This window comes from Pseudomonas sp. CBZ-4 (assembly GCF_000346755.1).
Taxonomy (GTDB): Bacteria; Pseudomonadota; Gammaproteobacteria; order Pseudomonadales; family Pseudomonadaceae; genus Aquipseudomonas.
Genome location: NZ_ANNV01000161.1, coordinates 17,385 through 31,363, shown reverse-complemented (window position 1 = coordinate 31,363; position 13,979 = coordinate 17,385). Strand labels below are relative to the sequence as shown.

The window sequence follows — 13,979 nt, the reverse complement described above, 5'->3', positions numbered from 1 at the left end:
GGTTAGGCGATGATCTGACGGACGAATAGCAACAGCAGGAAATGCAAGGGATACAGGGCATAGGCCCAACGCCGCATCGCCGGTGGCGAGACGTACTTGGCACGTCGCAATAAGAACAGCCCCGCCAATGGCGCAATCAGGCATGCCGCCAACCCCAACTTCGCCACCAGCGTGTCGCTATCGAGCAAAACCTGCCATTGATTGGCGGCCACGCAAACCAACCCCGGCAATACGCTGAAATACCAAGGACGGCTGAACACCAGCAGCATCGCCAACGGCAACAACACACCAAAAAAGCCGAACATCAACTGCGAGGAAAACACCCCAGCTATCGTGACAGCAATCAGCGCCAATCCTCGATCAAAAAGCGCCTTCTGCTGCCATCCTCGCGCAACCAGCAAACCCAACGCCAAGGTCGGCAATACGTTCAACGTATCGGCATCGTCGATGAACATGCGATACGGCACTTCGCTGATCACACTGAACAGCAGCAGCCAGCCCAGATAACGACCGCTGACGGGCGCGCCTTGCACCCGGTGCATGTTCGCCGCAATCGCCAGGCAAAACCACGGGAACGTTAGGCGCCCCGGCACATACAAGCCATCCAGGCTCAAGCCGACGTACCGCAGGTGATCGAGCACCATGCACAGCAACGCCAGCCATTTGAGCAAGTCCAAAGCGCCATCTCGGACAGGTCCGACAGGCAAGGTGTGAGTGCCGTGCATAATTCCCCAACGACTTTGCATTTACAGTGCGTGCGCACCCGCGACAATCTTGGTTACAGTGCGCACCAACATCGACCACAGGAATGGGCCATGACCGACAAGAGCCAACAATTTGCCAGTGACAACTATTCCGGCATCTGCCCGGAAGCCTGGGCCGCCATGGAACAAGCCAACCAGGGCCATCAACGTGCCTACGGCGATGATGAATGGACCCACCGCGCCGCCGACGGTTTCCGCAACCTGTTCGAAACCGATTGCGAAGTGTTCTTCGCCTTCAACGGCACTGCGGCCAACTCCCTGGCGCTGTCCTCGCTGTGCCAGAGCTACCATAGCGTGATTTGCTCGGAAACGGCCCACGTCGAAACCGACGAATGCGGCGCGCCGGAGTTTTTCTCCAACGGCTCCAAGCTGCTCACCGCCCGCACTGAAAACGGCAAGCTGACCCCGGAGTCGATCCGCGAGATCGCGCTCAAGCGTCAGGACATCCACTACCCCAAACCCCGCGTAGTCACCCTGACCCAGGCCACCGAAGTCGGCAGCGTGTACACCCCGGAAGAAATCCGCGCCATCAGCGCCACCTGCAAGGAACTGGGCCTGAACCTGCACATGGACGGCGCGCGCTTCTCCAATGCCTGCGCATTCCTCGGCTGCTCACCGGCCGACCTGACCTGGAAAGCCGGCGTGGACGTGCTGTGCTTTGGCGGCACCAAGAACGGCATGGCCGTGGGTGAAGCGATCCTTTTCTTCAACCACAAGCTGGCCGAAGACTTCGACTACCGCTGCAAACAGGCCGGCCAACTGGCGTCGAAAATGCGCTTTTTGTCTGCCCCGTGGGTGGGCCTGCTGGAAAACGACGCCTGGCTCAAACACGCACGCCACGCCAACCATTGCGCGCAATTGCTGAGCAGCCTGGTGGCGGACATTCCGGGCGTGGAGCTGATGTTCCCGGTGCAGGCCAACGGTGTGTTCCTGCAACTCTCGGAACCGGCTATCGCTGCGTTGACGGCCAAGGGCTGGCGCTTCTACACCTTCATCGGCAAAGGCGGCGCGCGCTTCATGTGTGCGTGGGATACCGAGGAAGAGCGCGTAAGAGAATTGGCAGCGGATATTCGCGAAGTGATGGGCGCCTGATACTGGCGCAATGCCGAGTCTGTTATTTGATATTTCTGACAGCAGCGCACTGCATTTTCATTGACTAGCCTCTTGGAACCCGCAAGGAAAAGGCCGCTGCAGCGGCCACCTTCCGGGCCCAACTGCCTGCCGAATCATCGGCCGGAAACGGAAATCCAGCAGAGAGCTAAACCATGGAATATCAAAGCAACGGCACTACCCTGCAAAGCGACGACGGCGTCAGCACCACCGTGATTGACTGGGATGAGTTCAGGACATCCGCCAAAGTCGGCGACACCATCCGCGAGCCATCCAGGACATTGCGGATCTACGACAAAGTCTATGAACTGACAGCATCAGGCCAGCACTTCGTCGTACACATCTACGCCCAGTAACCACCCCACCCATGTGGGAGCTGGCTTGCCTGCGATAGCGGAGCATCAGAACCTTATAGGTAGCTGACACACCGCTATCGCAGGCAAGCCAGCTCCCACATTGAACTGCGCTCGCTGTCAGAACTCGATGCGTACGTCGCCTTTCGGCACGCTGCAGCACGACAGGATGTAACCCTCGGCTTCGTCTTCCTCGGTGATCCCGCCGTTATGCTCCATCTCGACTTCGCCGCCCAGCTTCATCACCTTGCACGTCCCGCAGATCCCCATGCCGCAGGCTTTCGGAATCAACAGGCCGAGCTTGGCCGCTGCGGCGTGCACAGTTTCGCCCGGGGCCACGCGGATGCTCTTGCCCGAGGCAATGAATTCCACCTGGTGCAGATCCGCCAGATCGACTTCCGGCGCATCGGCGGCCTGTTCGGCTTGCTCCACCGCATCGGCGCGGGCTTCCGGCGGCGTCGCGCCGAAGGATTCTTCGTGATAACGCGCCATGTCGAAACCGGCGACTTCCAGCAGGCGCTTCACGGCGTTCATGTAGGGCGTCGGCCCGCAGCAGAATACTTCGCGCTCGAGGAAGTCCGGCACCATGAGTTCCAGCATCTTGTGGTTCAGGTACCCGCGATAACCGGCCCATGGCTCGCCCAGGCCGTGTTTTTCGCAGATCAGGTGCAGGCTGAAGTTGTCGATCCGCGACGCCATGTGTTCCAGCTCGCGGTGGTAGATGATGTCCTTGGGCGAACGGGCGCTGTGGATAAACGTCATGTCGACGTTGGCGTTGGTGTCGTAGAACCAGCGCGCCATGGACATCACCGGGGTGATCCCGACGCCGCCGCTGAGGTACAGCACTTTGGGGCTGGGGAAGTCGATGGCGTTGAACAACCCCACCGGCCCGTGCACTGCCAGTTCCTGGCCTTCGTGCAAGGTGTCGTGCAACCAGTTGGAGACCTTGCCACCCGGCACACGCTTGATCGTCACCGAGAAGCTATACGGCACCGACGGCGAACTGGAAATGGTGTAGGACCGCATGATCGGCTGACCTTCGATTTCCAGCTCCAGGGTGACGAACTGCCCCGGCTTGAAAAAGAACAGGATCGGCTGGTCGGCCATGAAACAAAAGGTGCGCACGTCCCAGGTTTCCTGGATGACTTTGACGCAACGGACGATGTGCCGACCATTGGCCCAGGTCTGGGTGGTTACCGGATTCAGGAAGCTGTTGGACATGCTTATTCTCCACTGCCGATGTTCGGCTTTATGGTGGCGATTCTGCGTAACGGCGCAAACGCCCATTTACCTATCTGCGACATTCACATACTTATCGCGACCAGCCCCCAACGACCGGGGGTTGCGCGTCGGGAACAGATTGGGCCATGTCGCCCATGGATAAGGTTCGACGCATCCGCGGCCCCACACTCGCTCCCAACAACGACGCTTTCTTTACGCCTTGCACTGCACCAACCGTAGCCACTATTCGCCGGCCACACAGAATGGCCATGAGGACACACACGATGGACGTCACCGCAACCTTAAGCTTGGGCGATCCGCTGGAACCCGCACGCAAGGCCACCGCGCAAATGCTGCAAGAGCGCGAGCGCACCTTCTCGCTGCCCCAGCCGTTTTACTCTGATGAGCGGCTGTTCGATATCGACATGCAGGAGATCTTCCAGAAAGAGTGGTTGATCGCCGGCATGACCTGCGAGATCCCCGCCAAGGGCAACTACCTGACCCTGCAAGTGGGCAAGAACCCGATCATCGTGATCCGTGGCGCCGAAGGCGTGGTGCATGCGTTCCACAACGTCTGCCGCCACCGCGGTTCGCGCTTGTGCACCAGCGACAAGGGCAAGGTCGCCAAACTGGTCTGCCACTACCACCAGTGGACCTACGAGCTGGACGGCCGCCTGCTGTTCGCCGGCACCGAGATGGGCGCCGACTTCGACATGAAGCAATACGGTTTGAAACCGGTGAACGTGAAGACCGCTGGCGGCTACATCTTTATCAGCCTGGCCGAGAACCCGCCGGCCATCGATGACTTCCTGTCGACACTGAACCACTACATGGAACCGTACGACATGGAGAACACCAAGGTGGCGATCCAGACCACCTTGTTCGAAAAAGCCAACTGGAAACTGGTGCTGGAAAACAACCGCGAGTGCTACCACTGCAACGCGTCGCACCCTGAATTGCTGAAAACCCTGCTGGAATGGGACGACGTCACCGACCCGCGTGCCGACCAGGCCTTCAAGGACCACGTCGCCGCCTCCGCTGCTGCCTGGGACGCCGAGAAGATCCCTTACGCCCACGCCAGCTTCGGCCTGCGTAACCGTATCGTGCGCATGCCGCTGCTCAAGGGCACTGTGTCGATGACCCTCGACGGCAAGCAGGGCTGCAAGAAGTTGATGGGCCGCATCCAGAACCCGGACCTGGGCTCGATGCGCATCCTGCACCTGCCCCATTCGTGGAACCACTGCATGGGCGACCACATCATCGTGTTCACCGTGTGGCCGATCAGCGCACAGGAAACCATGGTCACCACCAAGTGGATCGTGCACAAGGACGCTGTCGAAGGCGTGGACTACGACGTGGAGCGCATGCGCCAGGTGTGGGACGCCACCAACGACCAGGACCGGCGCCTGGCCGAGGAGAACCAGCGCGGTATCAACTCCACGGCCTACCAGCCTGGCCCGTACTCCAAGACCTATGAGTTCGGCGTGGTGAACTTTGTGGATTGGTACAGCGAGCGCATGCTCAGCAACCTGGGCGCGGCGCCAGCGCCGTACCTCAAGGGTGTTGCCGTACACGAGTAAACAGGTGAGTAGTGGCTTATGTGGGAGCGGGCTTGCCCGCGAATGCGCGGGATCAGCTTGCACATGCAGCGGCTGACACACCGCCTTCGCGGGCAAGCCCGCTCCCACATTTGGATCCGCACACTGTTCAAAATCTAGCCAGACCGCCTCCAGCCCGCTAACCCCCTGCCCTCCAGCCTTTACCCAACAACTTATCCACAAAGACACCCACAGCAATTGTGGGCAACTGTGCTTGTCACCCACAAATAACTGAAGAAAATCCGTGACTTATTCAAGCAGACGGTTTTAGGCAGTCACTGATCAATTTTTAACCATAACTCTGCAAGCTGCGTAAACCGTGGCCTGTAGCGGTACGCAAACACCTTATCCACAGATCCGCCAACAGACTTTGGGTGTAACTTTGGCTGCGCTGTGGAAAACCACGCCAAAGCTTCATAAACCAAGGCTTTCAGAGCTTTCATTCGTATTTGCAGGCAAATTGATCACTTTTTAATCATGTCGACGAAAGCCTTTATCCATAAGGCCTGTAGCCAATAGCGAACATCTTATCCACAGAAGCGCCAACAGACTTTGGGGGCAAGTCCAGATCCCCAGGTGTCCTTATCCACACGAAAACTGCCCTAAAAACCGTCACTTAGCCTGGTTATTTTTCGTACAAGCGCCTGTAGCCGTTGATTCACGTGGCCTGTGGACAACCACGAACACCTTATCCACAGCCACGCACACAGCGATTGTGGGTAACCGCGGCAACTGTACAAAAAACACACGGCATCTACACTTTCCCTTGCAGTTCATTTCACAAGCCTGGGTTAACGCGGAAGTCCTTGGCGGGATAACAGGAGACACGACGGTGATGCGGCAGGGTAAAACCAGCCATCACTGCGCCACAGGTTTTACGCTGATTGAATTGCTACTGACGCTGGCCCTGCTGGCCACGCTCGCGACAGTGGCTTATCCGCTGACGGCATTGATGGGTAAACGCGACCGGGAACTGGACTTGCAACGTTCGTTGCGGGAGATCCGCCGCGCCATCGATTCCTACAAAGAGGCCACCGACGACGGCCGCATCGAAAAAAGCGTGACCGCCAGTGGTTATCCACCGACCCTGCACGTACTGGTTGAAGGCGTCACGGATAAAACCAACCTGCAAGGCAACAGACTCTACTTCCTGCGACGCATTCCACGCGACCCGATGTGCGAGTGCCCCGACCTTGCGCCTGAAAAAACCTGGCGACTGCGCAGCTACAAAAGCACCGCCGACAACCCACAAGAGGGAGAGGATGTATTCGACGTTTCATCCCGCAACACCCGGGAGAGTTTGAATGGAACGTTATACAGCCAGTGGTAAACGGGGCTTTACCCTGATCGAGTTGCTGGTGGTCATGGCCATTATCGCCACCCTCATGACCCTGGTGACACCCCAGTATTTCCGCCAGCACGCCAAGGCCCAGGAAACCGTGCTGCGCCACAACCTGTCGTCCATCCGCCAGGCCCTGGACCAATACCGCGAAGACCACGGCGCCAACCCCGAATCCCTGCAAGCCCTGGTGGAAAAACGCTACTTGCGCGAGGTGCCCAAGGACCCGGTGACCGGCAGCCGCGACACCTGGCAACTGCAACCCTCGGACGAACAAGGCCTGGGCGACGTGCGCAGCGGTGCGCCCGGCACGGCCAACGACGGGAGCGCCTATGCCGACTGGTAAACAGCGCCAACAGGGCTCGGTGTTCATGGGCATGTTGGTGACGGTGGCCGTGGTCGCCGTGATGCTGATGGAAGTGGGCACGCTGTGGTCCAGCGTATTGCAGCGCGAGCGCGAGCTGGAATTGCTGGCGCGGGGCAATGAGATTCGCCGGGCGATTGGGCTGTATTACCGCGAGGGCAACAGCTTTCCGAAAACCCTCGAAGACCTGGTGCTCGACCGCCGCCAGCCCACCGTCAAACGCTACCTGCGCCGGGTCTACGACGACCCGCTGACCGGCAGCTCTGAATGGGGTGTGGTCGAGGGGCCGGGTGAAACCATCATGGGTGTGTTCAGCAAGGCCAAGGGCACGCCGTTCAAACAAGGCAACTTCTCAGTCATCAATCAACGTTTTACAGGGCAAGGTAGTTATCAAGGGTGGGTGTTTCTGTATGGCTCTGTGCAGAGTAATCCTGCAACCCGCACCACTCCCGTGGGAGATCAGCTGACCCATGATACCAATTGAATAATCACCCTGATCGTTCCAGCAGTTCGGAACTTGTTTATCTGAATTGAAGGTGGACTAGAGCATGAGAAACTCACAGCGATTTACGAAGAGCTTAATCAAACTGGTGCTGCCAGCGTTACTTCTATTGCCGACACTGCACGCGCTTGCACACGGGTACTTAGACGGCGATTTATCTTCACGTGCGCGCCTGTGCCAAACCGGCGTCAACACTAACTGCGGCGGCGCGCAGTATGAGCCGCAAAGTACCGGTGAAACGTTCCAAGGCTTTCCTGGAGGCTCTGGAGGGTCAGCCGGCCAAGGGCCAAAGGACGGCCAGATAGCCAGCGGTGGGAACAGTCTTTTTTCGGCGCTGGATGCTCAGACAGAGACACGCTGGAAAAAAATAGAAATAACCGATCAAAACATTGTTTTTGTCTGGAAATACTTGGCGCCGCACCCGGTAGACTTTCACAAATACTTCATCACGAAGAACAACTGGGATCACAACAAACCCCTGACACGCGCATCGTTTGAAAGTACGCCATTCTGTATATTCCCAGGCTCCGGTGTCATGCCAGTACCCGACACAAAGCATGCCTGTGTGATTCCGCCAGGGAAGGATGGCTACCACGTGATTCTGGGAATTTGGGGCGTTCGCGACACGAAAATGGCGTTTCATGACCCCGTCGATGTGATGATCAATATCCAACCAGGTTTACCAGGCGGCTGGAAAAGCGTGGGCAGTATCAGACCGTCTGTCTCCCTGCTGCCCGGTGACACGGTCAAGGCACGCGCGTTCAGCAACACCGGCGAAAGCTTCAACTACAGCGCCGATATTGCGATTAACAGCGCAACCGAGGGCCAGCCTGCAGAATGGTCCCACGCACTTGCCAAAAAGCTTAACGACACCCAAAGCCTGATCAAGGCAGGTGTTCGCGACGCAAGCGATAACATCACTCCCGTGAAAGGCCCCAATGAGATATACGCGAAGCCGGAGAGTGGCGTGACCCACTATGAAATTGAGGTAAACGTTAAAGATGACCCAAGCGTACGTATGGCTATTTCGGCGCTGGCTTCGGAATACCCTCTGGTAGATGGAAAAGGGCGTATGCGCTTTCCAATACTGCTCACCCACCCGATGAACGTCGAAGCCACTTTGCTTGATCAAAAGAACAAAGCCGTCGGCTCCGTTGCAGCTGACGTCCAGAGCGGCACCCACTGGTTCGAGATGGATGTAACCAGTACGCCAGGCTTGCACACACTGATCATGACGGGCATAACGAAAGATGACAGGACTTCACGCCAGGATTCGCAAAGCGCCAATATCACTGGTTCCGGTGGATCGCAGGAATATGATTTTGTATTCCCCGAAGGGCTGAAAGAATACAAGGCGGGAACCCGTGTGCTTCAACCAAAAGACGAAAAGGTCTACGAATGCAAGCCAGGAGGCGTCGCAGGTTGGTGCACGATCTGGACGCCGAGTACGACCCAATACGAACCCGGTGTGGGGTCCAATTGGAGTGACGCTTGGCTTCTCAAGTAACGGCCGACAAAGACAGCAACGTGGCAATTTGAGCGTCGCACTCATCACGCGACGCTCTTCCCAAAAGACCGTTATTCACAAAAACGCTATAGAAAAGTGCCAATCGTTATAGGGCGCACAACGTCGCCCTATATAGAGCAACGCTACAGTTGAATATGTACTCGTTCTAACGCAGTTCTACCGGCGGTGCCCGCTTTAATGCGGGCCGGGAGAGTTCCACACAACCGCCGGGTATTACCATGCGCGAACGCTCCTTTATCCACGGCCCTCAACGCGGCTTCACCCTGCTGGAGCTTCTGGTCGTCCTGCTGATCATCGCCCTCCTCGCCGGCTACGTCGGCCCGAAGATGTTCGACCGACTCGAACTGGCCAAAGTCCAAACCGCCCAGGGCCAGATGAAGTCCCTCGCCGACGCCTTGAACCAGTACCGCCTGGACAACGGCAACTACCCCGACGAAACCCTCGGCCTCAATGCCCTGACTACCCGTCCCGCCAACGCCAACAACTGGCAGGGACCGTATCTGAAAACGCTGCCGCCCGACCCCTGGGGTAACCCCTATATCTTCAAGAACTCTGGCACTCCACCCAACGACGCCGAGATCATCTCCCTGGGCCGCGATGGCAAGGCCGGTGGGGTGAACACCTACGCCGACATCGTCTACGGCCTGTGACATGCACACGCTGCGGATGGTCCTGACCCTGTTGTGCCTTATCGGCACCGCCCAGGCCAACTGTTGGCAGTTGGCGGCCAGCCGCTATCACGTCGATCCCTTGTTGCTGTACGCCATCGCCAAGGTCGAATCCAACCTCAATCCCCGCGCGCGCAATATCAACGGCGATGGCAGCCAGGACATCGGCCTGATGCAGATCAACAGCCGCCACTTGCCCGCCCTCGCCCGCTTCGGTATCACCGAACAGCAATTGATCAGCCAGCCCTGTACCAGCGTGATGGTCGGCGCGTGGATCCTGGCTGGGTTCATTCAAGAAAAGGGCTACGGCTGGCAGGCCGTCGGCGCCTATAACGCGGGCGCCCGGCCGGATCGCGAGGTGCACCGGACGCGTTATGCCCTGGCGGTGTGGCGCTACTACGGCGAGTTGCTGCAACAACGCCAGCAATTGGCGAGGCACGGCCCATGATCGACATCGACGCCCGCATCATCCGCGACGGCCATTTGCAGACCCTGCGCCTGCAAGCTGTCGACGTGACCCAGGCCCGCCAGCAACTGCAAGCCGGGGGAGCCCATGTCATCTCGCTCAAGGCCCGGCGCCCACTCACCTTGCCCAGCCGTCGCGCCAAATTTGCCCTGGGCCTGTTTATCCAGGAACTGGTGGTGCTGCTGGACGCCGGCCTGGTGCTGGTGGAAGCCGTGGAAACCCTGCGCGACAAGGCGCCACCCGGGATCAACCGGCAGGTCATGAGTGATCTGCTCGCGTCAATGTACGAAGGCAATTCATTGTCCAGGGCAATGCAACTCAAGCCCCAGGTATTCCCTGCGCTGTTGATCGCCACCGTGGCCTCATCCGAGCACAGCGGCCAACTGGCCGTGGCGCTGCGTCGTTATCACCATTTCGAAGCGCATCTGGAGACCGTGAAAAAGCGCGTGAGCGGCGCGCTGATGTACCCCTTGGTGGTGCTCGGCGTTGGGGCGTTGATCTTGCTGTTTCTGTTGTTTTTCGTGATTCCGCGCTTCGCCTCCGTGTTCGACGCGGTGGCCGATCTGCCCGCCACCGCGCGCTTTATGGTGGGGTGGGGTGCGCTGGTGGAGACGCGCGGCACCGAGTTGTTGATCGGCCTGGCGCTGGCGATTGGCGCGCTGCTGGTGCTGTTTCGCAGCGCTGCGTTCAAGCGCCGGGTCGCCAACCTGTTATGGAAAATCCCCCGCCTCGGCGCCCAGCGCACGCTGTTTATCCTCGCGCGCTTTTATCGCACCGCCGGCATGTTGCTGATGGGCGGGATGCCCGTGGTCACGGCGGTGGAAATGTCCGGCGCACTGCTGCCCATCGAGCGCCAGGCTGACCTGCGCCACGCCATCAGCGATATCCAGGCCGGCCAGCCGCTGTCCACGTCCCTGGCGCGCCATCAACTGACCACTGCTGTCGCCGAACGCCTGCTGCGCGTCGGCGAGCAAAGCGGTGAATTGGCGGCCATGTGCGAGCGCATTGCGCAGTTTCACGACGAAGCGCTGGAACGCGCCATCGAGCTGTTCAGCAAGGTTTTCGAACCGTTGCTGATGTTGGTGGTGGGCGGGCTGATCGGCCTGATCGTGTTCATGCTGTACATGCCGATTTTCGAACTGGCCGGGTCCATACAGGGGTAGTGCCATGAGCGAACAGACACGCCAATGGCAAGCACTGGCAGAGCAACGGTCAATGTCCTTGGCCAACTACCTGCTGGAAGTGCTGCACAACAGCCCCGACCAATTGGGCAGCATCGCCGCGCCGCTGGGCTTGATCGCCATCGAGCCCGGCCAGTTGGGAAACCATTGGCGTTTCGACGTGCTGCCCCTGCCCCAGGCATTGCTCCACAACGTGCTGCCCCTGGACTATCAGGGCCGCACCTGCCTGGTGCTGGGCGAGCCCTTTGCCCAGGCCTGCCGGCACTGGATCCAGGCCACCCCTGACCTGCGCCAACTGCCGCTGGCCATGAGCCTGCCGGACGCGGTCAAGGCCCAACTGAAACTCGCCGAAACCAGCCAGCGCGTCATGCAACCCTTCGGCGCAGGCGACGAAAACGCCCGCGTCGGCCAGGCCGCCGAGGAAATTTCCCTGACCAGCATTGCCCGCGACGACAACCCGGTGGTGCGTTTAGTCAATTCGATGCTGTTCGACGCCTTGCAAAGCCGCGCCAGCGATATTCATGTGGAAACCAACCCCGAAGGCCTGGAGATCAAATACCGCATCGACGGCGTGTTGCAAAAGATGGGCAACGCCAGCGGCCTGGACATGGCCGAACAGGCGCTGTCACGGATCAAGGTGCTGTCGGAACTGGATATCGGCGAACGCCGGGTGCCCCAGGACGGGCGGTTCAAGATGAAAATCCAGGGCCGCGAGGTGGATTTTCGCGTGTCGATCATGCCCAGCATCCATGGCGAAGACGCGGTGCTGCGCATCCTCGACAAGTCCCAGCGCGGCGAATCCCTGAGCCTGGAAAGCCTCGGCCTGGCCGCTGACACCATCGCACGCATTCGCGTGTTGGCCCGCGAGCCCTACGGCATGTTGATCATCACCGGGCCTACGGGCAGTGGCAAATCCACCACCCTGTATGCCGCACTCACGGAGATCAACACGGGCGAGCAGAAGATCATCACCATCGAGGACCCGGTCGAATATCACCTGGCCGGGGTGACGCAGATCCCGGTCAACGACAAGAAGGGGCTGACGTTCGCCCGTGGCCTGCGCTCGATCCTGCGCCACGACCCCGACACGATTCTGGTGGGGGAAATCCGTGATGGCGACACCGCTGGCATCGCCGTGCAAGCCGCGTTGACCGGGCACCGCGTGCTGACCTCGTTGCACGCCAACAGCGCCTTCAGCGTCCTGGAGCGTTTCAACTACATGGACGTCGATGCCCACAGCGTGGTGGAAGCTCTCAACGGCGTGGTTGCCCAACGCCTGGTGCGACGCATCTGCCCGGACTGTGGGACCAGTACCAAACCGGATGCAGAAATCGCCCGGCTCGCCCACTTGACCAGCGCCCAGCTCAAGCAGGGCCACTACCGCATCGGCAAAGGCTGCGAAGCCTGTCGCCACACCGGCTATCGCGGGCGGATCGCCCTGGCGGAAGTCCTCGCCATGACCGACAGCATCAAACAAGGCCTGCTCAACCGCAGCTCCGCATCCACCTTGCGCGAACTGGCGCGCGAAGCCGGCCATGTGTTCATTCGCGATATCGCCCTGGCCCATGCGGCCCGGGGCGAGACCACGCTCAAGGAGATCCACCGTGTCATTTCCCTTTACTGAGCACGTGGTGTGGTTACACAGCAGCGGCGCCACGTGGGCCGCCCGCCCGCGCTGGCGGGGTGCAACCGTCTGGCGCGCGGAGCGGGCCGGCGAGCCGTTGGCGGCCTGCGCGCAGTTGCTGGAGCAGGCACCGCGCGGGCGCGTGCGGTTTCTGGACCGGGCCAGCGTGCTGCTGGGCTTTCCCCATGTGCAGTACCTGATGCTCCCATGGCAAACCGGCCTGCACCGCAGGGCTGACTGGCAAGGGTTCGCCGCAGCCGCGTTCAACCAGCAGGCCGGGATGAGTGCCGAGGGCTGGCAGGTGCAGGTCGCCAACAGTGCCTTCGGCCATGACCGCCTCGCGGTGGCAATCCAACGGGATTTGCTGCAAGACCTGCGCGATCTGTTCAAGCTGGCGCGCTTGCCCCTGCTGACCTGCACCCCACTGCTCACGGCCGTGGCCCAGCGCTACTGGCGATACCTGCCCGAAGACTGCGTGCTGGCGGTCGCCGAATCCGACGCCCTCAGCTGCCTCTATCGGCAACGGGGCGCGCCGGCCCAGGTGTGCGTGCTGCCCACCCCACCCGACAGCCAATTGAGCGACAACCTGTTCACCGCCGACCTGCTCGCTCAACGCAGCGCGCCGGCCACGCTGATTGTCGCCAACCGCCCTGTCACGCCATGGCTGGGGCCGCTGCATCCCTGGCTGGAGGACGCGCCCGCATGAAATCCTGGCTCGCCAGTGCCTGGCAGCTGCTGCGCACGCCCCCTGCGCCCGCAGTTGATTTCCAACACGCCAACGCCCCCCTTCGGCCACTGATCGGAGTGTTGTGGCTGGTGGCGCTCCTGCTCCTGTTCAACACCTGGCAGCACTGGCAGCGCATGGAGCAACAGCAACTGCACACCGATGAATTGGAGCAGCAGTTTATCCAGCTGACGCGCCGCCAAGAGCAGTTGATCCAGGCCGCGATTCGCCTGTCTCCGCAACAAAAACAGCAACTGGCCGCGTTTTCCCGGCAAGCAATCACGCCCTTCCCGCTGATGGACGCCGTAGCCCGGGCCTGGTCCGCAGATATCGCCTTGACGCGGGTGGAGGTCAACACCCAGAACCAGATGTTGCTGTTGGATCTTGAAGCCAAGGCGCTGGGCGATGCGTTCCGCTTTGTCGAACGGCTCAAGGCCCAACCCGGGGTCCATGTGAACGTGCAGCAGAGCGCGCGCAAGGCCAACGACCCGCAGCACCCGGTGCAGGTCAAGCTTGCCGTTGGCGCGGAGTAAGCCA

Annotated in this window: 15 protein-coding genes; 13 read left to right on the top strand and 2 right to left on the bottom strand. The window is 60.2% G+C overall.

Translation table 11 applies throughout. The features are described from left to right. Positions 1-2: 2 nt before the first annotated feature. Positions 3-725: a TraX family protein gene (locus tag B348_RS0123315; RefSeq protein ID WP_026137005.1), complete on the bottom strand. Its 723-nt coding sequence runs from the start codon at positions 723-725 to the stop codon at positions 3-5. 90 nt (positions 726-815) lie between these two features. Here B348_RS0123315 and B348_RS0123310 point away from each other — a divergent pair, with 90 nt between their 5' ends. Together B348_RS0123310 and B348_RS0123305 are read left to right on the top strand one after the other, a co-directional pair. Further along, on the top strand, positions 816-1,856 hold the full coding sequence (locus B348_RS0123310; RefSeq protein WP_017738442.1) for a low specificity L-threonine aldolase: 1,041 nt from the start codon (positions 816-818) through the stop codon (positions 1,854-1,856). Positions 1,857-2,029: 173 nt separating this feature from the next. Further along, entirely contained in the window at positions 2,030-2,230 is a 201-nt protein-coding gene (locus B348_RS0123305; protein ID WP_017738441.1) for a hypothetical protein, read from the top strand. A gap of 117 nt (positions 2,231-2,347) precedes the next feature. Here the strand turns inward: B348_RS0123305 and gbcB are convergent, their stop codons facing one another. Next, positions 2,348-3,448 (bottom strand): glycine-betaine demethylase subunit GbcB, encoded by a 1,101-nt coding sequence (gene gbcB, locus B348_RS0123300; RefSeq protein WP_017738440.1) that lies wholly within the window; start codon positions 3,446-3,448, stop codon positions 2,348-2,350. A gap of 284 nt (positions 3,449-3,732) precedes the next feature. Between gbcB and gbcA the strand changes: the two genes are divergently transcribed. The 11 genes from gbcA to B348_RS0123245 all read left to right on the top strand — a co-directional run bounded on the left by gbcA (position 3,733) and on the right by B348_RS0123245 (position 13,975). Then, positions 3,733-5,028 (top strand): glycine-betaine demethylase subunit GbcA, encoded by a 1,296-nt coding sequence (gene gbcA, locus B348_RS0123295; RefSeq protein ID WP_017738439.1) that lies wholly within the window; start codon positions 3,733-3,735, stop codon positions 5,026-5,028. Positions 5,029-5,881: 853 nt separating this feature from the next. Then, positions 5,882-6,376, top strand: a complete 495-nt coding sequence (locus B348_RS0123290) for a prepilin-type N-terminal cleavage/methylation domain-containing protein (protein ID WP_017738438.1) — start codon at positions 5,882-5,884, stop codon at positions 6,374-6,376. Then, positions 6,351-6,731: a type II secretion system protein gene (locus B348_RS0123285; RefSeq protein WP_017738437.1), complete on the top strand. Its 381-nt coding sequence runs from the start codon at positions 6,351-6,353 to the stop codon at positions 6,729-6,731. The genes B348_RS0123290 and B348_RS0123285 overlap by 26 nt, the downstream gene beginning before the upstream one ends. Beyond that, on the top strand, positions 6,718-7,233 hold the full coding sequence (locus B348_RS0123280; protein ID WP_017738436.1) for a hypothetical protein: 516 nt from the start codon (positions 6,718-6,720) through the stop codon (positions 7,231-7,233). The genes B348_RS0123285 and B348_RS0123280 overlap by 14 nt, the downstream gene beginning before the upstream one ends. Before the next feature lie 64 nt (positions 7,234-7,297). Beyond that, a complete protein-coding gene (locus tag B348_RS0123275) occupies positions 7,298-8,758 on the top strand; it encodes a lytic polysaccharide monooxygenase (RefSeq protein WP_017738435.1) in 1,461 nt (486 codons plus the stop codon). A gap of 239 nt (positions 8,759-8,997) precedes the next feature. Next, on the top strand, positions 8,998-9,429 hold the full coding sequence (gene gspG / locus B348_RS0123270; protein ID WP_017738434.1) for a type II secretion system major pseudopilin GspG: 432 nt from the start codon (positions 8,998-9,000) through the stop codon (positions 9,427-9,429). 1 nt (position 9,430) lies between these two features. After that, the gene (locus B348_RS0123265; RefSeq protein WP_026137004.1) at positions 9,431-9,895 is read left to right on the top strand and encodes a transglycosylase SLT domain-containing protein; all 465 of its coding nucleotides are present in this window, start codon (positions 9,431-9,433) and stop codon (positions 9,893-9,895) included. Continuing rightward, the gene (locus tag B348_RS0123260) at positions 9,892-11,076 is read left to right on the top strand and encodes a type II secretion system F family protein (protein WP_017738432.1); all 1,185 of its coding nucleotides are present in this window, start codon (positions 9,892-9,894) and stop codon (positions 11,074-11,076) included. Before B348_RS0123265 ends, B348_RS0123260 begins: the two co-directional genes overlap by 4 nt. Positions 11,077-11,080: 4 nt before the next feature. Continuing rightward, the gene (locus B348_RS0123255) at positions 11,081-12,718 is read left to right on the top strand and encodes a GspE/PulE family protein (RefSeq protein ID WP_026137003.1); all 1,638 of its coding nucleotides are present in this window, start codon (positions 11,081-11,083) and stop codon (positions 12,716-12,718) included. After that, complete coding sequence (locus tag B348_RS0123250; RefSeq protein ID WP_157356550.1) at positions 12,699-13,424, top strand: hypothetical protein; 726 nt, start codon at positions 12,699-12,701, stop codon at positions 13,422-13,424. Before B348_RS0123255 ends, B348_RS0123250 begins: the two co-directional genes overlap by 20 nt. Beyond that, entirely contained in the window at positions 13,421-13,975 is a 555-nt protein-coding gene (locus B348_RS0123245) for a hypothetical protein (RefSeq protein ID WP_017738429.1), read from the top strand. The genes B348_RS0123250 and B348_RS0123245 overlap by 4 nt, the downstream gene beginning before the upstream one ends. Positions 13,976-13,979: the final 4 nt, after the last annotated feature.

Coding starts and splice junctions, on each gene's coding strand:
- B348_RS0123260 (WP_017738432.1), top strand. CDS start 9,892: ATGATCGACATCGACGCCCGCATCATCCGCGACGGCCATTTGCAGACC.
- gbcB (WP_017738440.1), bottom strand. CDS start 3,448: ATGTCCAACAGCTTCCTGAATCCGGTAACCACCCAGACCTGGGCCAAT.
- B348_RS0123290 (WP_017738438.1), top strand. CDS start 5,882: ATGCGGCAGGGTAAAACCAGCCATCACTGCGCCACAGGTTTTACGCTG.
- B348_RS0123245 (WP_017738429.1), top strand. CDS start 13,421: ATGAAATCCTGGCTCGCCAGTGCCTGGCAGCTGCTGCGCACGCCCCCT.
- gbcA (WP_017738439.1), top strand. CDS start 3,733: ATGGACGTCACCGCAACCTTAAGCTTGGGCGATCCGCTGGAACCCGCA.
- B348_RS0123310 (WP_017738442.1), top strand. CDS start 816: ATGACCGACAAGAGCCAACAATTTGCCAGTGACAACTATTCCGGCATC.
- B348_RS0123275 (WP_017738435.1), top strand. CDS start 7,298: ATGAGAAACTCACAGCGATTTACGAAGAGCTTAATCAAACTGGTGCTG.
- B348_RS0123255 (WP_026137003.1), top strand. CDS start 11,081: ATGAGCGAACAGACACGCCAATGGCAAGCACTGGCAGAGCAACGGTCA.
- B348_RS0123265 (WP_026137004.1), top strand. CDS start 9,431: ATGCACACGCTGCGGATGGTCCTGACCCTGTTGTGCCTTATCGGCACC.
- B348_RS0123305 (WP_017738441.1), top strand. CDS start 2,030: ATGGAATATCAAAGCAACGGCACTACCCTGCAAAGCGACGACGGCGTC.
- gspG (WP_017738434.1), top strand. CDS start 8,998: ATGCGCGAACGCTCCTTTATCCACGGCCCTCAACGCGGCTTCACCCTG.
- B348_RS0123315 (WP_026137005.1), bottom strand. CDS start 725: ATGCACGGCACTCACACCTTGCCTGTCGGACCTGTCCGAGATGGCGCT.
- B348_RS0123280 (WP_017738436.1), top strand. CDS start 6,718: ATGCCGACTGGTAAACAGCGCCAACAGGGCTCGGTGTTCATGGGCATG.
- B348_RS0123285 (WP_017738437.1), top strand. CDS start 6,351: ATGGAACGTTATACAGCCAGTGGTAAACGGGGCTTTACCCTGATCGAG.